Origin of the sequence: Motilibacter rhizosphaerae, assembly GCF_004216915.1 — a bacterium.
GTDB lineage: Bacteria > Actinomycetota > Actinomycetes > Motilibacterales > Motilibacteraceae > Motilibacter > Motilibacter rhizosphaerae.
In genome coordinates this window covers 293933-314853 of record NZ_SGXD01000001.1, presented here as the reverse complement: position 1 = coordinate 314853, position 20921 = coordinate 293933, and the positions used below count along the sequence as shown (strand labels likewise).

General features: G+C 73.0%; 14 protein-coding genes. 8 read left to right on the top strand and 6 right to left on the bottom strand.

Annotated elements, in window-relative coordinates:
- Window positions 1-215: 215 nt before the first annotated feature.
- The 8 genes from EV189_RS01470 to EV189_RS01435 all read left to right on the top strand — a co-directional run bounded on the left by EV189_RS01470 (window position 216) and on the right by EV189_RS01435 (window position 10227).
- On the top strand, window positions 216-1736 hold the full coding sequence (locus EV189_RS01470; RefSeq protein WP_231115963.1) for a sugar ABC transporter ATP-binding protein: 1521 nt from the start codon (window positions 216-218) through the stop codon (window positions 1734-1736).
- The gene (locus EV189_RS01465) at window positions 1733-2782 is read left to right on the top strand and encodes an ABC transporter permease (RefSeq protein WP_231115962.1); all 1050 of its coding nucleotides are present in this window, start codon (window positions 1733-1735) and stop codon (window positions 2780-2782) included. Before EV189_RS01470 ends, EV189_RS01465 begins: the two co-directional genes overlap by 4 nt.
- Window positions 2772-3809 (top strand): ABC transporter permease, encoded by a 1038-nt coding sequence (locus EV189_RS01460; protein ID WP_130491174.1) that lies wholly within the window; start codon window positions 2772-2774, stop codon window positions 3807-3809. The genes EV189_RS01465 and EV189_RS01460 overlap by 11 nt, the downstream gene beginning before the upstream one ends.
- 66 nt (window positions 3810-3875) lie before the next feature.
- Window positions 3876-5072 carry a rhamnose ABC transporter substrate-binding protein gene (rhaS, locus tag EV189_RS01455; RefSeq protein ID WP_130491173.1) on the top strand — a complete coding sequence of 399 codons (1197 nt, stop codon included), beginning with the start codon at window positions 3876-3878 and terminating at the stop codon, window positions 5070-5072.
- 24 nt (window positions 5073-5096) lie between these two features.
- A complete protein-coding gene (locus tag EV189_RS01450) occupies window positions 5097-5465 on the top strand; it encodes an L-rhamnose mutarotase (protein WP_130491172.1) in 369 nt (122 codons plus the stop codon).
- Window position 5466: 1 nt separating this feature from the next.
- On the top strand, window positions 5467-6648 hold the full coding sequence (gene rhaI, locus EV189_RS01445) for an L-rhamnose isomerase (RefSeq protein WP_130491171.1): 1182 nt from the start codon (window positions 5467-5469) through the stop codon (window positions 6646-6648).
- Window positions 6645-8675, top strand: a complete 2031-nt coding sequence (locus EV189_RS01440; protein WP_130491170.1) for a bifunctional aldolase/short-chain dehydrogenase — start codon at window positions 6645-6647, stop codon at window positions 8673-8675. Before rhaI ends, EV189_RS01440 begins: the two co-directional genes overlap by 4 nt.
- 82 nt (window positions 8676-8757) lie before the next feature.
- Complete coding sequence (locus EV189_RS01435; RefSeq protein WP_130491169.1) at window positions 8758-10227, top strand: rhamnulokinase; 1470 nt, start codon at window positions 8758-8760, stop codon at window positions 10225-10227.
- Between the two features lie 60 nt (window positions 10228-10287).
- Here EV189_RS01435 and EV189_RS01430 read toward each other — a convergent pair whose 3' ends face one another.
- The 6 genes from EV189_RS01430 to kdpB all read right to left on the bottom strand — a co-directional run bounded on the left by EV189_RS01430 (window position 10288) and on the right by kdpB (window position 20921).
- Window positions 10288-12834, bottom strand: coding sequence for a putative bifunctional diguanylate cyclase/phosphodiesterase (locus EV189_RS01430; protein ID WP_130491168.1), 2547 nt, complete (start codon window positions 12832-12834; stop codon window positions 10288-10290).
- A gap of 134 nt (window positions 12835-12968) precedes the next feature.
- Window positions 12969-14729 (bottom strand): S8 family serine peptidase, encoded by a 1761-nt coding sequence (locus EV189_RS01425; protein ID WP_130491167.1) that lies wholly within the window; start codon window positions 14727-14729, stop codon window positions 12969-12971.
- 278 nt (window positions 14730-15007) lie between these two features.
- Entirely contained in the window at window positions 15008-15682 is a 675-nt protein-coding gene (locus EV189_RS01420; protein ID WP_130491166.1) for a response regulator, read from the bottom strand.
- Window positions 15679-18174: a DUF4118 domain-containing protein gene (locus tag EV189_RS01415; RefSeq protein ID WP_130491165.1), complete on the bottom strand. Its 2496-nt coding sequence runs from the start codon at window positions 18172-18174 to the stop codon at window positions 15679-15681. Before EV189_RS01415 ends, EV189_RS01420 begins: the two co-directional genes overlap by 4 nt.
- 13 nt (window positions 18175-18187) lie before the next feature.
- Complete coding sequence (gene kdpC, locus EV189_RS01410) at window positions 18188-18826, bottom strand: potassium-transporting ATPase subunit KdpC (protein ID WP_130491164.1); 639 nt, start codon at window positions 18824-18826, stop codon at window positions 18188-18190.
- A gap of 1 nt (window position 18827) precedes the next feature.
- Window positions 18828-20921 carry a potassium-transporting ATPase subunit KdpB gene (kdpB, locus tag EV189_RS01405; RefSeq protein WP_130491163.1) on the bottom strand — a complete coding sequence of 698 codons (2094 nt, stop codon included), beginning with the start codon at window positions 20919-20921 and terminating at the stop codon, window positions 18828-18830.

The window sequence follows — 20921 nt, the reverse complement described above, 5'->3', positions numbered from 1 at the left end:
TCCTGCCCGCTCGCTGGGGTGCCCGGCGCCACCGTACCGCCCGGATGAAGCCACCCTAGCCTGAAACGTCCACAACGCCAGAGCCCTGCCGGCGTCTCTGCATGAGCCAGGTCACGGAGCGGTAACGAATCAGGAGCGGCTGTTGACCGCCTCCACGCCCGCTCCTACTGTCATCGGCAACCCGACTGAAACGTTCGAACGAAGGGAACTGCGACGTGGCTGCTCCCCCTGCCGGCGGCGCCCCCGTGCTGTCCCTGGAGGGCGTGACGAAGTCGTACGGCGCGGTGGCCGCGCTGCGCGGCGTCGACCTGGACCTCTACCCGGGCGAGGCGCACGCGCTGGTGGGCGAGAACGGCGCCGGCAAGTCGACCCTGGTCAAGATCCTCGCCGGGGTGCACGAGCCCGACGGCGGCAGCTTCCGCATCGCCGGCCAGCCGGTGCGCCTGGCGAGCCCGGCAGCTGCGCGGGATGCCGGCATCGCCGTCATCTACCAGGAGCCGACGCTCTTCCCGGACCTCTCGGTCGCGGAGAACATCTTCATGGGTCGCCAGCCGCTGGCGGGGCTGCGCCGCATCGACAAGGCGCGCATGCGCGAGGAGTCCCGGGCGCTGTTCGCCCGGCTCGGCGTCCCGCTCGACCCCGACCGTCCGGCGCGTGGCCTGTCCATCGCCGACCAGCAGCTCGTGGAGATCGCCAAGGCGATGTCGCTCGACGCCCGTGTCCTCGTCATGGACGAGCCGACGGCCGCCCTGTCGGGCGTCGAGGTGGAGCGGCTCTTCGCCGTCGCCCGCTCGCTGCGCGACTCCGGCGCGGCGGTCCTGTTCATCTCTCACCGCTTCGACGAGGTCTTCTCGCTCTGCCAGCGCATCACGGTCATGCGGGACGGTGCCTGGGTCTCCAGTGACGCCACCAGCGAGCTGACGGTCGAGGCGGTCGTCCGCCGCATGGTCGGGCGAGACGTCTCCACGCTGTTCCCCAAGCAGGACACCGAGGTGCGGGACACCGTCCTGGAGGTGCGCGGCCTCACCCGCCGGGGCGTCTTCGAGGACGTCTCCTTCGACGTGCGCGGGGGCGAGATCGTCGCCCTCGCCGGGCTCGTGGGCGCCGGGCGCAGCGAGGTCGTACGCGCGGTGTTCGGGGTCGACCGCTACGACGACGGGGAGGTACGCGTCGGTGGCCAGCCGCTGCCGGGCGCGAACCCGGGTGCGGCGATGGCCGCCGGGCTCGCGCTCGTGCCAGAGGACCGGCGCCAGCAGGGCCTGGTGATGGAGCTCTCCGTCGAGCGCAACATGACGCTCACCCGGCGCTGGGGGCTCTCGCGTGCGGGCCTGCTGACCGGCGGGGCCGAGCGGCGTACGGCGGCGGACTGGGCGAAGCGCCTGCAGGTCAAGACGAGCGCACTCACCGCTCCGGTGTCCACGCTCTCCGGAGGCAACCAGCAGAAGGTCGTGCTGGCCAAGTGGCTCTCGACCGACCCGAAGGTGCTCATCGTCGACGAGCCCACTCGCGGCATCGACGTCGGCACCAAGGCGGAGGTCCACCGGCTGCTCTCGCAGCTGGCTGGCGAGGGGATGGCCGTCGTCATGGTGAGCAGCGAGCTGCCCGAGGTCCTCGGGATGGCCGACCGGGTGCTCGTCATGCACGAGGGCCGGCTCGTCGACGAGATCCAGCGCGACCGCGCCGACGAGGAGAGCGTGATGCTCGCCGCCACCGGCCAGAAAGGGGTCTCCGCGTGAGCTCGCCGATGTCGCTGTCCGCACCACCGGCCCTGCCGGCCACGGTGTCGAAGCAGGACTCGCTGCTGCACCGGGCGTTCGTCGCCCGCGAGCTCGGGATCGTCGTGGCGCTCGTCGCGCTGCTCGCCGTGACCACGGCGAAGAACTCGCGCTTCCTGGAGACGCAGAGCATCCAGGACCTCCTGCTGGGGGCCTCGATCCTCGTCATCCTCGCGATCGGGCAGACCTGCGTCGTCATCACGAAGAACGTCGACCTCTCCGTCGGGTCCGTCCTCGGGCTCGTGGCCTTCGCGGTCGGCAAGTTCTTCGTCACCTGGCCGCACGCGAACCTCCTGGTGGCGTTGGTCATCGGGCTCGGGATGGGTCTCGCTTGCGGCGTCGTCAACGGCGCGCTCATCGCCGTGGCCAAGGTGCCCGCGCTCGTCATCACCCTCGGCACGCTCTACGTCTTCCGCGGCCTGGACTACTCCTGGGCCTCGGGCCAGCAGATCAACGCGGCGGACATGCCCGCGTCGTTCCTGCGGCTCGGGACTCGGACGCTGCTCGGCGTACCCGTCCTCGCGATCGTCGCGGTCGTCGTCCTCGTCGCGGCGGGGATCGTGCTGCGGTCCTACCGCAGCGGCCGCGAGCTCTACGCCATCGGCTCCGACGCCACGGCAGCCCGCCTGTCCGGCATCCCCGTGTCGCGCAGGGTGTTCGCCGCCTTCGCCGTCAGTGGCGCGCTCGCCGGTCTCGCCGGCGTCATGTACGCCGCGCGCTTCGGCACCATCGACGCGTCCGCTGGCAACGGCATCGAGCTCCAGGTCGTCGCGGCGGCCGTCGTCGGCGGGGTCGCGATCGTCGGTGGCAGCGGCAGTGTGTGGGGCGCCGCGCTCGGCGCGCTGCTCCTCACGACGATCGGCAGCTCGCTCTCCGTCCTGCAGATCACGCCCTTCTGGCAGCAGGCCATCAACGGCGCCCTGATCCTCGCCGCGATCGGGCTCGACCGCCTGCTCGCCCTCCGCCTCGCCTCCAGCCTCCGAGGAGGTCGCCCCCATGGCGCCTGACCGCACCGGCACCCTGCGCCGCTCGCTGCTCACCTGGGACGTCGCCGTCGTCGTCGTCCTCGCGGTGGTCATCGCCGTCGCCTCGGGCAGCGTGGACAGCTTCGCCAGCCAGCGGAACTGGGGCTTCCTGCTGCTCGACCTGGTCCCGATCGCGCTGATCGCCCTGCCGATGACGCTCGTCGTCATCACCGGCGAGATCGACCTCTCGGTCGCCAGCACGCTCGGTCTCGTCAGCGCGGCCGCCGGCAAGATGTGGGCGGACACGACGCTGCCCCTGACCCTCATCGTGGTGCTCTGCGTCCTGCTCGGCGCGCTGCTCGGGGCCGTCAACGGGGTCTTCGTCACCCGCTTCGGCCTCCCGTCCCTCGCCGTGACGATCGGGACGCTGGCGCTCTACCGCGGGCTCGCGTTCGTCGTGCTCGGGGACCGCGCCGTCGCCGACTTCCCGACCGGCTGGACGGACGGGGCCGTGGGCTTCCTGCCCGGCACCCGCATCCCGTGGGTGGTGCTCCCGCTCCTCGCGCTCGTGCTGGTGTTCGCCCTCGTGCTCCACGCGACGCCGGTCGGGCGTGCGCTGTACGCCATGGGCAACAGCACCGACGCCGCGACCTTCGCGGGCATCGACGTCGCCCGGACGAAGATGTGGCTGTACGTCGTGATCGGCGCCGTCTCCGGGGTGGCCGGGGTCTTCTGGACCTTCCGCTACGCCAGCGCCCGCGCCGACAACGGCAACGGCCTCGAGCTCCAGGTCGTCGCCGGCGTCCTGCTCGGCGGCGTCTCGATCTTCGGCGGCAGGGGTGGGCTGCTCGGCGTCGTCGCCGGGGTCCTGCTCCTCGGGACGCTGCGCAACGCCCTGCAGCTCGACAACGTCTCCGCCGACGCGCTGACGGTGGTCACAGGAGGGCTGCTCATCGTCTCCGTCCTGCTGCCCAACGCCGCCGCCTGGCTGCGGAGCACGACGGCCCAGCGCTCGCGGAGGGCGGGGGCCAACCCGGTCACGCCGGCCAGCAGCGCGAACCCCGCCTGACCAGCTCGTCCCCGTGCACCCCGGCCGCCACGGCGGCGGCCGGCCCGACCAAGGAGGTCCGACCCCATGCTCGCTTCCCGCAGGAGACTGCGCGTCATCACCACCGCCGTGGCCCTGTCGTGCAGCGTCGCCGGCCTCTCGGCCTGCGGCTCGCGCGCGGACTCGGGCTCCAGCGCCTCGTCCGGGTCGGGCGGCAGTGCCGCCGCGGCACCGGCCGGCTCGGCTGCCGCGTCCACGGACACCGGCAGCAGCGCCGCGTCCAGCGGCGGCAGCAGTGCCGCCGCCTCGACCGGCAGCGACGCCTCGGGCAGCGCGGCCGCCGGGGGGACGACAGCGGACTACAAGACCGGGCTGAAGATCGCCTTCCTGCCCAAGCAGGTCAACAACCCGTACTTCACCGTCGCCGACGGCGGCGGCAAGGCCGCGGTCGCCGAGCTCAAGGGCACCTACAAGGAGACGGGCCCCTCGGACGCCAGCGCCTCGTCGCAGGTGTCGTACATCAACACCCTCAGCCAGCAGGGCGAGAACGTCATCGCCACCTCCGCGAACGACCCGAACGCCATCTGCGGCGCGCTCAAGCAGGCCAAGTCCGCGGGCGCGAAGATCGTGACCTACGACTCCGACACCACGCCCAGCTGCCGCGACGTCTTCATCAACCAGGCGACGCCGCAGGGCCTCGCCGACGTCGAGATCAAGATGATGTCGGACGAGATCGGCGGCAAGGGCAAGATCGCGATCCTGTCCGCGACGCCCAACGCGACCAACCAGAACGCCTGGATCGCCCTCATGAAGGCCGACCTGAAGAAGCCGGAGAACTCCGGCATGCAGCTCGTCACCGTGGCCTACGGAAACGACGATGACCAGACGTCCTTCCAGAAGACCCAGGGACTGCTGCAGTCCTACCCCGACCTCAAGGGCATCATCTCGCCCACCACGGTCGGCATCGCTGCGGCCGCGCGCTACCTGTCGGGCAGCAAGTACAAGGGCAAGGTCCAGCTGACCGGCCTCGGCACCCCGAACCAGATGCGCCAGTTCGTCAAGGACGGCACGGTCAAGGAGTTCGCGCTCTGGGACCCGGCGCAGCTCGGCTACCTCGCGGCGTACGCGGGGGCGGCGCTCGCGTCCGGCACCATCACCGGCAAGCAGGGTGAGTCGTTCTCGGCCGGCAAGCTCGGCAGCCGCACGATCGGCGCTGACGGCGTCGTCATCCTCGGCCCGCCCACGGTGTTCCAGGCCTCGAACATCGACCAGTTCAAGTTCTAGTACCGCCAACCACGGGAGACGCACGTGCGGCGTGTCTGCTTCACCCTGCAGGTCCGGCCAGACCGGCTGGAGGAGTACAAGGAGCGGCACGCCGCCGTGTGGCCCGACATGCTCGAGGCCCTCGCAGCGACCGGCTGGCAGGACTACTCGCTCTTCCTGAGGGCGGACGGTCTCCTCGTCGGCTACCTGGAGGCCGAGGACTTCGCTGCGGCGCAGGACAGCCTGGCCCGTACCGAGGCCAGCCGGCGCTGGGAGGAGTCCATGGCGGAGTTCTTCGTCGCCCAGAGCGCGGCGAGCAAGGAGCCCCTCGAGGAGGTCTTCCACCTCGAGGAGCAGCTGGCGCGGGTCCGTGCCGGCAGACCAGCAACTGCACGACCAGGAGCAGGGGAGTGACATGACGACGACAGCACGGGACCCGATCGCCGCGGTGCGCGAGGGACTCGCCGAGTTCACGGTCGAGGTGCCGTCGTGGGCCTACGGCAACTCGGGTACGCGGTTCAAGGTCTTCGCGCAGCCCGGTGTCCCGCGGGACCCGTACGAGAAGCTCGCGGACGCGGCGCAGGTCAACGCCTACACCGGCGCGGCTCCCCGCGTGTCCCTGCACATCCCCTGGGACCTGGTGGACGACTTCGGCAAGCTCGCTGCCCATGCGGCTGACCTCGGGGTGTCGATCGGCGCGATCAACTCGAACGTCTTCCAGGACGACGCGTACATGCTGGGGTCGCTGACCAACGCGGACCCGGCGATCCGCGCGAAGGCGGTCGCGCACCACGTGCAGTGCATCGAGGTCATGCGCGCCACGGGGTCGAAGGACCTCAAGCTCTGGCTGCCGGACGGGCTGAACTACCCCGGGCAGGACTCGCTGCGTGACCGGCAGGAGCGGCTCGCCGACTCGCTGCAGCAGATCTACGCCGCGATGGACGAGGACCACCGGTTGCTGCTGGAGTACAAGTTCTTCGAGCCGTACTTCTACGCGATGGACATCCCCGACTGGGGGACCTCGCTGCTCCACTGCCTCGCGCTCGGCGAGCGGGCAACGGTCGTGCTCGACACCGGGCACCACGCGCCCAACACCAACATCGAGTTCATCGTCGCGCAGCTGCTGCGCCAGGGGCGGCTGGGCGCGTTCGACTTCAACTCGCGCTTCTACGCCGACGACGACCTCATGGTCGGCGCGGCCGACCCGTTCCAGCTGTTCCGGATCATGCACGAGATCGTCGAGGCCGACGCGCACCTGCCGTCGTCGAGGGTGAACTTCATGCTCGACCAGTGCCACAACATCGAGCCGAAGGTCCAGGGCCAGATCCGCTCGGTGCTCAACGTCCAGGAGGCCGTGGCGAAGGCGCTCCTCGTCGACAGGGAGGCGCTGCGCCAGGCGCAGCTCGCCGGTGACGTGCTGGGCGCGAACGGGCTGCTCATGGACGCGTACAACACCGACGTGCGCGGCATCCTCGGCGACCTGCGCGAGGAGAAGGGGCTGCAGCGCGACCCGATCGCGGCGTACCGCGCGTCGGGCTACCAGGAGCGGATCGCCGCCGAGCGCGTGGGCGGGCACCAGGCGGGGTGGGGAGCATGAGCACGGTCGACGACCTGCTGGGCCGGTCGAACCGGCTCGGCGCCGACCCGCGCAACACGAACTACGCCGGCGGCAACACCTCCGCCAAGGGCAGCGAGCGCGACCCGGTGACCGGCGAGCCGATGGAGCTGCTGTGGGTCAAGGGGTCCGGCGGTGACCTCGGCACGCTGACCGAGAAGGGGCTCAGCGTCCTGCGGCTCGACCGGCTGCGTGCCCTCGTCGGCGTCTACCCCGGCGTCGAGCGCGAGGACGAGATGGTCGCGGCCTTCGACTTCTGCCTGTTCGGCAAGGGCGGTGCGGCCCCGAGCATCGACACGGCCATGCACGGCCTGGTCGAGGCGGCGCACGTCGACCACCTCCACCCCGACGCCGGCATCGCGCTCGCCACCGCTGCCGACGGCGAGGCACTGACCAAGGAGTGCTTCGGGGACAGCGTGGTCTGGGTGCCGTGGCGCCGCCCGGGCTTCCAGCTCGGCCTCGACATCGCGGCGATCCAGCGCCAGCACCCACAGGCGATCGGCTGCATCCTCGGCGGCCACGGCATCACCGCCTGGGGCAGCACGAGCGAGGAGTGCGAGCAGCGCTCCCGCGAGATCATCGCGCGGGCGGCGGCGTACCTGGAGGAGCACGGCAAGGCGGAGCCCTTCGGCCCCCTCCTCGAGGGGTACGCGCCGCTCCCCGAGCAGGAGCGCCGCCTCCGCGCCGCCGCACTGGCGCCGGTCATCCGCGGGCTGGCGTCGACGGACCGCCCGCAGGTGGGGCACTTCACCGACAGCGACGTGGTGCTGGACTTCCTGGGGCGCGCCGAGCACCCCCGGCTCGCGGCGCTCGGCACGAGCTGCCCGGACCACTTCCTCCGCACCAAGGTGCGCCCGCTGGTCCTCGACCTGCCTCCGACGACCTCACCCGAGGACGCCATCGGCCGGCTGCACGAGCTGCACGCGGCGTACCGCGCGGACTACGCGGCCTACTACCAGCGGCACGCGACCCCCGACTCGCCCGCGATGCGCGGGGCTGACCCGGCGATCGTGCTCGTGCCGGGCGTCGGCATGTTCTCCTTCGGTGCCAACAAGCAGACAGCCCGCGTGGCCGGCGAGTTCTACGTCAACGCCATCAACGTCATGCGCGGCGCCGAGGCGGTGTCGAGCTACTCCCCGATCGAGGAGAGCGAGAAGTTCCGCATCGAGTACTGGGCGCTGGAGGAGGCCAAGCTCCAGCGGATGCCCAAGCCGAAGCCGCTCGCCACCCGGGTCGCGTTCGTCACGGGCGCCGGCTCGGGCATCGGCAAGGCGGTCGCCCAGCGGCTCGCCGCCGAGGGCGCCTGCGTCGTCATCGCCGACCTCAACGCCGAGAACGCAGCCGCTGTCGCCGAGGAGATCGGCGGCCCGGACGTCGCCGTGCCCGTCGTCGCCGACGTCACCGACGCCGAGCAGGTGGCGGCTGCGCTGCGCGCGACCGTCCTCGCGTTCGGCGGAGTCGATCTGGTCGTCAACAACGCCGGGCTCTCGATCTCGAAGCCGCTGTTGGAGACCACCGAGCGCGACTGGGACCTGCAGCACGACGTGATGGCGAAGGGCTCGTTCCTCGTGGCCCGGGAGTCGGCCCGCATCATGGTGCAGCAGGGGATGGGCGGCGACATCGTCTACATCTCCAGCAAGAACAGCCTGTTCGCCGGACCCAACAACGTCGCGTACGGCGCGGCCAAGGCCGACCAGGCGCACCAGGTCCGGCTGCTCGCGGCCGAGCTCGGGGAGCACCAGATCCGCGTCAACGGGATCAACCCCGACGGGGTCGTCCGCGGCTCGGGCATCTTCGCCGGGGGCTGGGGCGCCTCGCGCGCCGCTGTCTACGGTGTCCCCGAGGAGGATCTGGGCGCGTTCTACGCGCAGCGCACCCTGCTCAAGCGCGAGGTCCTGCCGGACCACGTGGCGAACGCGGTCTTCGCGCTCACCGGCGGGGAGCTGACCCACACCACGGGTCTGCACATCCCCGTCGACGCGGGCGTCGCTGCCGCGTTCCTCCGCTAGCCGCCGCCGCAGCGCGCCACCGGCCTGGGAACGGGTGGCGCGTGCGGCGGCTCCCCTGACGCGTGAAGAGCGAGGACCTGCTGTGCCACAGGACGTGACGGTCGCTGCCGTCGACCTCGGTGCCTCCAGCGGCCGGGTGATGGCCGGCACCGTCGGCGCGGACCGGTTGGAGCTCCATGAGGCGCACCGCTTCGCCAACGAGCCCGTACGCGTCGGCGGGACCCTGCACTGGGACATCCTCGCGATCCACCGCGGGATGCTGGAGGGACTCCGCCGCGCCGCCGGGACGGCCGGTCGGCTCGACGGCGTCGGCATCGACTCCTGGGCCGTGGACTACGGGCTGCTCGACGCAGACGGCGCGCTGCTCGGGAACCCCGTGCACTACCGCGACTCCCGCACCGACGGGGTGCTCGAGAAGGTGCTCGCCGACGTCGGGGCCGAGCGCGTCTACGCGACGACCGGGATCCAGTTCCTGCCGTTCAACACGGCCTACCAGCTCGTCGCGGCGCAGGGCAGCGCCGCCCTCGCCGCGGCCGACCAGCTGCTGCTCATCCCGGACCTGCTCGCTTCGTGGCTGTCCGGCGCGCATGTCGCCGAGGTGACCAACGCGTCGACGACGCAGCTGCTCGACGTCACGCGCAGGGCCTGGGACGACGAGCTCGTCGCCCAGCTGGGCATCCGCCGCTCGCTGCTGCCCGACCTCGTCGAGCCCGGCGCCGTGCTCGGCGCGGTCATGCCGGACGCGGTCGCTGGGACCGGCGCTCCGGCGGGTGTCCCGGTCATCGCAGTCGCCTCCCACGACACGGCCTCGGCCGTCGTCGGTGTGCCGATGGCGGACGGGCGGACGGCGTACGTCTCGTGCGGCACGTGGTCGCTGGTGGGGCTCGAGCTCGAGGCACCCGTGTTGACGACAGCCAGCCGTGAGGCCAACGTCACCAACGAGCTCGGCGTCGACGGGACCGTGCGCTACCTGCGCAACGTCATGGGCCTGTGGCTGCTGCAGGAGTGCCTGCGCACCTGGACGAACGAGGGCCACGCCCCTGACCTGGCGAGCCTGCTGGCCGAGGCGGCGGCGCTCCCGCGGCTGCGCTGGGTCGTCGACCCGGATGCGCCGGAGTTCCTGCCGCCGGGGGACATGCCCGCGCGGATCCGTGCCGCGTCCCTCGCCGTCTCGGGTGATGCGCCTCGGACGCCGGCCGAGCACGTGCGCTGCATCATCGACAGCCTCGCCCTCGCGTACCGCCGTGTGCTGCGTACGGTGCAGGCGCTCGCCGACCGCGAGGTCGACGTGCTGCACATCGTGGGGGGCGGCTCGCAGAACTCCCTGCTGTGCCAGGCCGCTGCGGATGCGTGCGGGATGCCGGTCGTCGCGGGACCGGTCGAGGCAGCGGCACTCGGCAACGTCCTGGTGCAGGCACGTGCGCTCGGCGCCGTCGGCGGGGACCTGCCCGCGCTGCGCCGGCTGCTGCTGGAGACGCAGGCGACCCGGCGCTACGAACCGGCCGGCAGCAGTGCGGACTGGGACGCGGCCGAGCGCCTCCTCTGGGCGTGATCCTGCGCGCCCAGGACGTGCATGATCACGGGGTGGGGTCAGCCGACCGTCAGCCCACGGTCAGCCGCTGGGCAGCAGCCCCGCGCCCTCCCGCGCACGCAGCCACGGCAGGAAGTCCTGCGGCAGCATCGGGCGGCCGAGGTGCCAGCCCTGCCCGTACGTGCACCCGAGCGAGGCGAGGTAGTCCCACGTCGCCTGGTCCTCTATGCCCTCGGCGACGATCTCGAGGCCGAGGTTCCCGCCGAGGTCGATGACCGACCGCACGATCGCGGCGTCGTCGTCGCTCGTGAGCACGTTGGTGACGAACGACTTGTCGACCTTCACCTCGTGCACCGGCAGCTGCTTGAGGTAGGACAGCGACGAGTAGCCCGTGCCGAAGTCGTCGACCGAGAGCCGCACGCCGAGCTCGCGCAGCTGGCGCAGCAGGCCGATCGCGCGCTCGGGGTCGGACATGACGCCGCCCTCGGTGATCTCCAGGGTCAGCAGCCGGGCCGGTACGCCGTGGCGCTTGAGCCGCCGGGCCACGTCGTCGACCAGTTCGACGTCGAGCAGGCTGCGGGTCGAGAGGTTGACCGCGACGCCGACCTCGACGCCCTCGGCCAGCCAGGACGCGCAGGCCTTCAGCGAGGCGTCGAGCACCTGGGCGGTGAGCAGGCCGATGAGGCCGCTGCGCTCGGCGACCGGGATGAACTCGTCGGGCGGCACCATGCCGAGCTCGGGGTGCTTCCAGCGGACGAGCACCTCAACGGTGTCGACGTCACCCGTGCGCAGGTGGCCCTTCGGCTGCACGTGCATGAAGACATCGCCCGCGGTGAGGGCGGCGCGGAGCTCGCCGACGAGCGTGAGCCGCCGGGAGGACCCGCGGTCCATGTCGGCGGAGAAGACGCTGAGGCCGCGGACGGAGGCCTTCGCGTCGTACATCGCGAGGTCGGCGCGCTTGAGCAGCGCGCTGGGGTCGTTGCCGTGCAGCGGGCCGAGGGAGACGCCGATCGACCCTCCGACTTGGACCTGCATCTCGTCCAGCGCGATGGGCTGCTCCAGGGCGGACAGCAGCCGGCCGGCGACGCCGACGGCACGGTCCTCCGAGGGGCACGGCTCGAGCAGCACGGCGAACTCGTCTCCGCCGAGGCGCGCGACGAGCGCGTCGGGCCCGGCGGCGGTGAGCAGCCGCCGGCCGACCTCGACGAGGAGCCGGTCGCCCTGCTGGTGGCCGAGGGTGTCGTTGACGTCCTTGAAGCCGTCGAGGTCGAGCAGCATGACCGACAGCGAGACGCCCGCCGGATCGTCGGGCAGGGCGTCGAGCACCGCGCCGAGCCGTCGCTGGAACTGCGCGCGGTTCGGCAGCCCGGTGAGGGCGTCGTGGTTGGCCTCGTGGCGCAGCTGGTTGACCAGCGTGCCGTTCTGCAGGGCGACGCTCGCGTGGTTGGCGACCGTCTCGAGCAGCAGGACGTCCTGCTCGTCGAAGGTTCGGACGTCGCCGAGCCGGTCCGCGACGACGAGCACGCCAACGGTGCCGGCGCTCCCGCGCAGCGGCACCGCGACCGCCTCGCGGAGGTCGTGGCGCTGGAGCCACGCGAGCTCCTCGGTCTCGCGGGTGCCGCGCGGCAGCAGCAGCGCGTCGCCCTCCTCGAGCACGCGGCGCAGCACCCAGCGGGCGGCCTCGTCGTCCTGCTCGGTGCGGCGCAGCCGGCCGTTCGGGGTGAGCGTGATCCGGGCCGTACGGCCGTCGCCGCCGACGTCGGTCACGGTGATCTCGACGTGCTCGCAGTGGAGCAGGTCCTTGGCCTCGCTGAGCACGCTGACGAGGACCTCGTCGATCTCCGGCGAGCTCGTGACCAGCTGGCTGAAGCGGTAGAGCCGCTCGAGGCTGAGGTGGCGGTCGAACAGCGCGGCGTACGCCCGGTACGCGACGACGACCAGCGCGCCCGCGACCACGAGCAGCCACACGTTCTGCAGGCCGGCCTGCAGCGTCGCCACCGCGACGAGGGCGAGGGTGATGACGACTGGTGCGGCGGGCTGCCCGGTCACCGCGTCGAGCACGAGCGCGCGGACACGAAGGCCGCCCTCGTAGACCGCGATGACGAGCCCGAGGGACAGCGCGCTGACGGCGTTGGCGCCGAGGACGGCGGCGTACGTCGCGAGGGAGGCCGTGAACCCCTTGGCCCCCGGCGTCCCGCCCAGCGCGACGAAGACCACCTCGGCGAGCGCCGCCTCGGAGGCGACCATGGCGAGGTTGAAGGTGCACTTCAGCGGGGGCCGGCGCTGGATGAGGTACCCGGCCAGGCAGCCCACGCAGCGGCCGACCAGCAGGTCGCCCGGGGTGGCGAAGAACAGCGCGAGCACCATCGGCAGCTCGCCCATGGAGACGGCGAGGGCCTCGCGCCGTACCTGGATGTGGAGCAGGGTCAGCTCGGTCACGAGGAAGAGCGGGGCGACCGACCACCACTCCAGGTGGACCGGCAGGTGCGGCGACGGCGGCGTCAGCGCGGGGTCCAGCCGGAACGCCGCGACGGCGCCGGCGACCAGCAGGACGGTGAGGAGCAGCACGAGCTGCGTCTCGCGCGAGGGCAGGCGGGGGCGCCGCCCCCGCTCGGCTGTCGCGACCACGGTCCCCCCCTCTCGTCGTCACCCCTGTCGGCAGGGCGGCGCCCGGTCTGAGCCGGACCCCTCCGACAGGGACGAGCCGTCCCCCTCCCCGGGTGCGGGGAGGGGGACGGCTCGGTGCTACCGGACCAGCTGCATCAGGACCAGCTGGCGTCGGCCCAGCTCGCGTCGGACCACCCGCCCGTGCGCCAGCTGACGCTGTCCCAGCCGGCGGAGCGCCAGCTCAGGCTCGTCCAGTCGCTGTCGCGCCAGCTCCTGCTGTCCCACCCGCTGTCGCGCCAGCTGCGGCTGTCCCACCCGCTGTCGCGCCAGCTGCGCGAGTTCCAGTCGGTCGCGGTCCACGCGGCCTGGGTCCAGTTCCCGTCGGCGCCCAGGGCACCTCCGGTGAACGTCGTGCCGAGCCAGGAGCCGCCCGACCAGGCGGTGCCGGTGCCGGTGGCGAGCGCCCAGGCGCCGGGGTTCCACGGCCGGCCGAAGATGTCGACCTCGCCGGTCAGCGTGCTGACGCCGTCGGTGACGTACGAGCCGCCGCGGGCCGCGTCGAGGCTGCCGAGGCCGCTGGCCACGCCGGCCTGGACGGCCAGCGGGTTGGGCTTGTAGCCGAGCATCTTGTCGGCGTTGGGGACGCCGAGGCCCGTGAAGAGCTTCTTCGTGTAGGTCGGCGAGTCCGCGTTCTTCTTCAGCGCGTCCTTGATCTGGTCCGGCGTCGCGGTCGGGTACTTCGACGCGTACAGCGCCGCGATGCCGGAGACGACGGCCGCCGCCTGCGAGGTGCCCGAGCCGCGGAAGAAGCGGCTGCCGACGCGGGCGCCGGGGTTGTCCTGGTCGATGGAGCCGTTGGGCAGGCGCAGGCCGAGCACGTGCACCCCGGGGGCGACCACGTCGACCGAGCGCAGCGCCGTGCCGTGCTGGGAGAAGTCCGGGATGGTGTCGTTGCCGACCGCCGGGTCGCCGTTGGGGTCGTCCGCGCCGACGGCGACGACCATCGGGTCGTTGGCGGGGTCGGCGAGCGCCGGGTGGGTCGTGCCGTCGTTGCCGCCGGAGACGACGACGGTGACGCCCGCCTTCCAGGCCTGCTCGACGGCGTAGTCGAGCGGGTCCACCGACGGGTCCTGCGCGCTGTTGGTGCCGTAGGACAGGTTGAGCACCTTGATGTTGAAGCCGTCGGTGTGCGCGTGCTGAGCGACCCAGCCGATCGCCGCGATGACCTGCGAGACGTCCGCGGCGCCATCGCTCGCGGCGACCTTGATGCTGACGAGCCGCGCGTCGGGCGCGATGCCGACGAACTGGTGGCTGTCCGCCTTGGCGTAGACCGAGCCCGTCGCGGCCGCGTCGCGGCCGACGATGATCGAGCCCATGTGGGTGCCGTGCCCGAAGGTGTCCTTGCCGACGAGGGCCGGCGACTGCGACTCGAACGAGAGGTCGGGGCCCACGACGACGTTGCCGCTCGTGAGGCCCTGGACCGGCGCGACGCCGGAGTCGATGAGCGCGACGTCGACGCCCTTGCCGGTGACGCCCTTGCCCCAGACCGTGTTGGCGTGGACGACCTGCGCCGCGAGGAAGAGCGAGCCCGGGTCCTTCTGGACGTCGTAGCCCAGGGTCGGATCCACGGCCATGAGGTGGCCGTGGGCGTCCTCCGTGACGGCGCGCACCCCGGGCGCCTGGCGCAGCTGCGCGACCGCCGCGGCGGGGACGCGGGCGCTGACGCCGGCGATGACGGGGAGGGTGGAGCGGACCGTGCCGTGCGCGGCCCGCACCGCCGCCTCCACCTGGGACAGGGCGCCCGGCTGACCGCTGACGATGACGTCCTCGGTGCCCGACGGGGCGCTGACGGGCGTACTGGCGTGGGCGGGCGCGGCCGTCGCGCCCCCGGCCGCCGCAGCGACCGCTGCCAGCACTGCTCCGGCCGCCCGGTGGCGACGGGATGAAGCTCCTCGCACGTTGACCACACCTTCCGTGTCTGTGTGTGTACGCACAGTGGTAGGTCATGAGACGGGGGTGAGGAAGGGGACCGGGACCTTGGGACCATCCGCCCGGAGCAGGCGCGGGCCGAGGACCACCCGGACGGCAGCAGGACGACCGCTCAGGCCGCCGCCACCCCACTCCCCGTGATCATGCAGATCTTGGGGGTGCCTCAGGACGTGCATGATCACGGGGAAAAAAGGGGAGGCGGCGCTCAGGGCACGAAGCGGTAGCCCATCCCGGGCTCGGTCACGAGGTGGCGCGGGCGCTCGGCGTCGGGCTCGAGCTTGCGGCGCAGCTGGGCCATGTACTGGCGCAGGTAGTTGGTCTCCTCGCCGTACGCCGGTCCCCACACCTGCTGCAGCAGCTGGCGCGAGCCGACGAGCCGGCCGGGGTGGCGCACCAGCGCCTCGAGCAGGCGCCACTCGGTGGGCGTGAGCCGGACGGCCTCGCCGTCGCGTACGGCGGTGCGGGCCGCGAGGTCGACCTGGGTTCCGCCGACCTGCACGACGGGCTCGGCGCCGCTCGGGGTCGCGCGGCGCGTCACCGCCCGCGCCCGGGCGAGGAGCTCGTCGACGTCGAAGGGCTTGGTGACGTAGTCGTCGGCCCCCGCGTCGAGCGCCTCGACCTTGTCCAGGGAGTCACTGCGCCCCGACAGCACGATGACGGGCACGTCGGTCCAGCCGCGCAGCCCGCGCAGCACCTCGACGCCGTCCATGTCGGGCAGGCCGAGGTCGAGCAGGACGACCTCGGGGTGGGTGCGCGCTGCCGCCGCGAGCGCCTCCGCGCCGGTCGCCGCCGTCGTGACGTCGTACGAGCGGGCGCGCAGGTTGATCCGCAGCGAGCGCAGGATCTGCGGCTCGTCGTCGACGACGAGGATGCGCGTCACGGGGCCGAGGGTACGGCGCGCAGCACCAGCAGCATCGTGAGCCCGCCGCCGGGGGTGTCCTCGGGGAGCAGGGACCCGCCCATGGCCTCGGCCAGCCCGCGGGAGAGCGCGAGCCCGAGCCCGACGCCCGTCGTGTTGTCGGTGTCGCCGAGTCGCTGGAACGCCGCGAAGATCCGCTCCCGGTCCTCCGCGCGGACGCCGGGGCCGCGGTCGACGACGCGCACCTCGACCCGGTCGGCGTGCGCGCTCGCGGTGAGCAGCGGCGGGGAGCCCGCCGGGGCGTACCGCAGGGCGTTGGAGACGAGGTTGGCGAGCACCCGCTCGAGCAGCGCCCCGTCCGCGCGCACGGCGGGAAGCGTGGCGGGGACGTCGACGCTCACGGCACCGGGCTCCGCGCCCAGGCTGTCCAGCGCGAGCGGCACGACCTCGTCGAGCGCGACGTCGGCGAGGTGGACGCTGAGTGCGCCCGCCTGCAGCCGGCTGAGGTCGAGCAGGCCCGTGACGAGGCGGGCGAGCCGGTCGAGCGACTCCTCGGCGCTCTCCAGCAGCTCGGCCTCGTCCGCCGCGTCGAGCTCGAGGTCCGCCGCCCGCAGGGTCGCGACGGCGGCCTTCGCGGCCGCGAGCGGGGTGCGCAGGTCGTGCCCGACCGCGGCAAGCAGGGCGGTGCGCACCCGGTCCGCCTCGCGCACGGTCTCGGCCTGCTCCGCGGTCGCGGCCAGCCGCTCCCGCTCGAGCGCGACGGCGGCCTGCGCGGCGAACGCCCCGAGCACGCGGCGGTCCTCGGCGGGCAGCGGGCGGCCGCGCAGGGCGAGGACGACCCGGTCGCCCGCGGGCACGGACACGTCGGCGTCCTCCGGGCGCTCCGGGCCCTCGCCGGCGACCCGTCCCCACCCCTCCTCGCCGCGCTCGAGCAGGGCGACCGCGCTCATGCCGAAGGTGTCGCGCAGCCGGTCGAGCAGGGCGGGCAGCGCGCTCTCGCCGCGCAGCACGCTGCCGGCGACGGCCGACAGGGTGGCGGCCTCCGCCGAGGCGCGCGCGGCCTGGCTGGTCCGCCGTGCCGCGAGGTCCACCACGGCGCTGACCGCACCGCCGACGACGAGGAAGACCAGCACGGCCAGCACGTTGTTGCGCTCGGCGATGGTGAAGGTGTGCAGCGGCGGGGTGAACTCCCAGTTGAGCAGCGCGGTCGACAGCAGCGCCGCGACAGCCGCCGGGACGGCACCGCCGACGAGCGCGACGCCGACCACCGCGAGGAGGTACGCGAGGGCGTCGCTCGTGAGGTTCAACGACCCGCGCAGCGGGACGAGCGCGAGCGTGAGCAGGGCGGGCAGGGCGACGGAGAGCACGAGACCCCACACGCGGCGGCGCAGGTCCACGCCCGTGGTGAGCCGCGGCAGGCGGAGCCGGCCTCCCGTGTGCTCGTGGGTCACGACGTGCACGTCGATGTCGTCGGCGCGGCGGAGCAGGGCGGCGCTCACGCCGACCCCTCCGAGCAGCTGCCCCAGCCGGGACCGCCGGCTGGTCCCGAGGACGAGCTGGGTCGCGTTCTCCGCGCGGGCGAACTGCAGCAGCGAGTGGGCGACGTCGTCCCCCACGAGGACGTGGTACGTCCCGGCGAGCGACTCGACGAGCGCGCGCTGCCGAGCCAGCGCGGCGGGAGAACCCGCTGCCAGGCCGTCGGAACGAGCGACGTAGACCGCGAGGAGCTCGGCGCCGCGGGTGCGCGAGGCGATGCGCGCGGCCCGCCGGAGCAGGGTCTCGCCCTCGGGTCCGCCGCTCAGCGCGACGACGATCCGCTCGCGCGTCTCCCAGGTCTGCGTGACGCCCAGCTCCGTACGCTGCTGCTGCAGCCCGTCGTCCACCTCGTCGGCCAGCCAGAGCAGGGCGAGCTCGCGCAGGGCCGCGACGTTGCTGGGGCGGAAGTAGTTCGACAGCGCCGCATCGACGCGCTCCGGCGGGTAGATGTTGCCGTGGGCCATGCGTCTGCGCAGGGCCTCGGGGGTCGAGTCGACGAGCTGCACCTGGTCCGCGCGCCGGACGACCGCGTCGGGGACGGTCTCCCGCTGCACCGCCCCCGTGATCTTCGCGACGACGTCGTTGAGCGACTCCAGGTGCTGCACGTTGACCGTCGTGAGGACGTCCACGCCCGCGGCGAGGAGCTCCTCGACGTCCTGCCAGCGCTTCTCGTGCCCCGAGCCGGGGACGTTCGTGTGCGCGAGCTCGTCCACCAGCACGAGCTCGGGCTCGGCGGCCAGCACCGCGGCGAGGTCCATCTCCTCGAACGTGCTGCCACGGTGCTGGACCTCGCGGCGGGGCACGGTGGGCAGGCCGTCCAGCATCGCCGCGGTGTGCGGCCGCCCGTGCGTCTCCACGATCCCGACGACGACGCGCGTCCCGCGCTCGATGCGTCGGTGCGCCTCGCCGAGCATCGCGTACGTCTTGCCGACGCCGGGGGCGGCGCCGAGGTAGATCCGGAGGCTCCCGCGTGGCACGCACCCCATCGTGCTACTGCCGGGGGAGCGCCGCGAGGGCGAGGTCCAGGTCGAGCACGTTGACGTGGGGCTCGCCGAGGAAGCCGAGCTGGCGGCCCTGCACGTGCTGCTCGACCAGGCGCCGCACGACGGCGGGGTCGAGGCCGCGGGCCTCCGCGACGCGGCCGACCTGCTCGCGGGCGTAGGCCGGGGAGATGTCGGGGTCGAGGCCCGACCCGCTCGCGGTGAGGGCGTCAGGAGGTACGGACGCGGCCGGGACTCCGTCGGCGGCTGCTGCTGCAGTCCTGCGCTGCTGGACCTGCTGCAGGAGCGTCGGGTTCTCGGGCCCGAGGTTGGAGGCTCCGCTCGCGGTGCCGTCGTAGCCGTCCTTGCCGGCGGCGGACGGGCGCGGGTGGAACCACTGCGGGCCGGTGAAGCCCTGGCCCAGCAGCCGGGATCCCACGACCTGCCCGTCGCGGTGCACGAGCGAGCCGTCCGCCCGGTCGTGGAAGGCGAGCTGGGCGAACCCCGTGATGGCCAGGGGGTAGGCGATGCCGAGCACGGCTGTCAGCACGAGCAGGGCGCGGAGCCCGGCGAGGAGCTGCGGCCCCCAGCTCGCCCGGGTGGTGCCCTCCGAGGGGGCGACGGCTGGGGCGGCGATGAGCGTGGTCATGTCAGGCGATCCCGGGGAGGTACTGGAGGAGGAGGTCGAGCAGCTTGATGCCGACGAACGGCGCGATGACGCCGCCGACGCCGAAGACGAGCAGGTTGCGCTGCAGCAGCGCCGACGCGGACGACGGGCGGTAGCGCACGCCGCGCAGGGCGAGCGGGATCAGCGCGATGATGACGAGGGCGTTGAAGACGACCGCCGAGGTGATGGCGGACTCCGGGCTGTGCAGCTGCATGACGTTGAGCCGGTCGAGCCCGGGGAACCTCGCCGCGAACATCGCTGGCAGGATCGCGAAGTACTTCGCGATGTCGTTGGCCAGCGAGAACGTCGTCAGCGCCCCGCGGGTGATGAGCAGCTGCTTGCCGATCTCGACGATCTCGATGAGCTTCGTCGGGTCGGAGTCGAGGTCGACCATGTTGCCGGCCTCCTTCGCGGCCGACGTGCCGGTGTTCATCGCCACCCCGACGTCGGCCTGGGCCAGCGCGGGGGCGTCGTTGGTGCCGTCACCGGTCATCGCGACGAGCTTGCCGCCCTGCTGCTCGCGCTTGATGAGCGCCATCTTGTCCTCGGGCGTGGCCTCGGCGAGGAAGTCGTCGACGCCGGCCTCAGCCGCGATGGACGCCGCGGTGAGCGGGTTGTCGCCCGTGATCATCACCGTACGGATCCCCATGGCCCGCAGCTCGTCGAAGCGCGCGCGCATGCCGGGCTTGACGACGTCCTTGAGGTGGACGACGCCGAGGATGCGGGCCCCGGCGGGGCCGGACTCGGCGACGACCAGCGGCGTACCTCCTGCGGCGGCGATGGCGTCGACCGTCCCGCCGACCTCGGCGGGGATGACCGCGTGCCGCTCGCGCGCCCAGGAGATGACCGCGGCAGAGGCGCCCTTGCGCACCTCGCGCGTCCCTCCGGCGACAGGGAGGTCGACGCCGGACATGCGCGTCTGCGCGGTGAAGGGGACGAACGTGCTGCTGCTGAGGGCTTCCTCCTGCTGGACTGCCTGCCGCGCGAGCGTGACGATCGAGCGTCCCTCCGGCGTCTCGTCCGCGAGGCTCGCGAGGAGCGCGGCGGCGGCGAGCTCCTCACCGCGTACGCCGTGGACGGGGAGCAGCTCGCTCGCCTGCCGGTCGCCGAGGGTGATGGTGCCGGTCTTGTCCAGCAGCAGGGTGCTCACGTCACCCGCGGCCTCGACCGCGCGGCCCGACATGGCGAGGACGTTGCGCTGCACCAGCCGGTCCATCCCCGCGATGCCGATGGCGGAGAGCAGCGCACCGATGGTCGTCGGGATGAGGCAGACGAGCAGGGCGACGAGGATGACGAGCGACTGCTTCGCCCCGGAGTACGCCGCGAGCGGCTGCAGCGTCACGACGGCCAGCAGGAACACGATCGTGAGGCTGGCCAGCAGGATGTTGAGCGCGATCTCGTTCGGGGTCTTCTGCCGCGCGGCGCCCTCGACGAGCGCGATCATGCGGTCGAGGAAGGTCTCGCCCGGCTTGCTGGTGATGCGCACGACGATGCGGTCGGACAGCACGCGGGTGCCGCCGGTCACGGCCGAGCGGTCGCCGCCCGACTCGCGGATGACCGGGGCCGACTCGCCGGTGATGGCCGACTCGTCGACGCTCGCCACGCCCTCCACGACGTCACCGTCACCCGGGATGACCTGCCCCGCCTCGACGACGACGCGGTCGCCCACGCGCAGGTCCGTGCCGGCGACCTCCTCGCTGGTGCCGTCCGGAGCGAGCCGCCGGGCGACGGCCTCGGTACGCGCCGCGCGCAGGGTGTCCGCCTGCGCCTTGCCGCGCCCCTCGGCGACGGCCTCGGCGAGGTTGGCGAAGACGACCGTGAGCCAGAGCCAGGCGGTGATGACCCAGGCGAAGACACTGGGGTCCGTGAGCGCGATCGCCGTGGTGACGACGGAGCCCACCTCGACGACGAGCATGACCGGGTTGCGGGCCATGACGCGCGGGTCGAGCTTGCGCAGGGCGTCCGGCAGCGAGGTGAGCAGCAGGGCGGGGTCGAGCAGCCCGGCGGCGAGCCGCTGCGGGTGAGGCGCTTCCGGCGTCCCCTCCGTCGTCGGGCGTACGGGTGTGGTGGTGCTCAT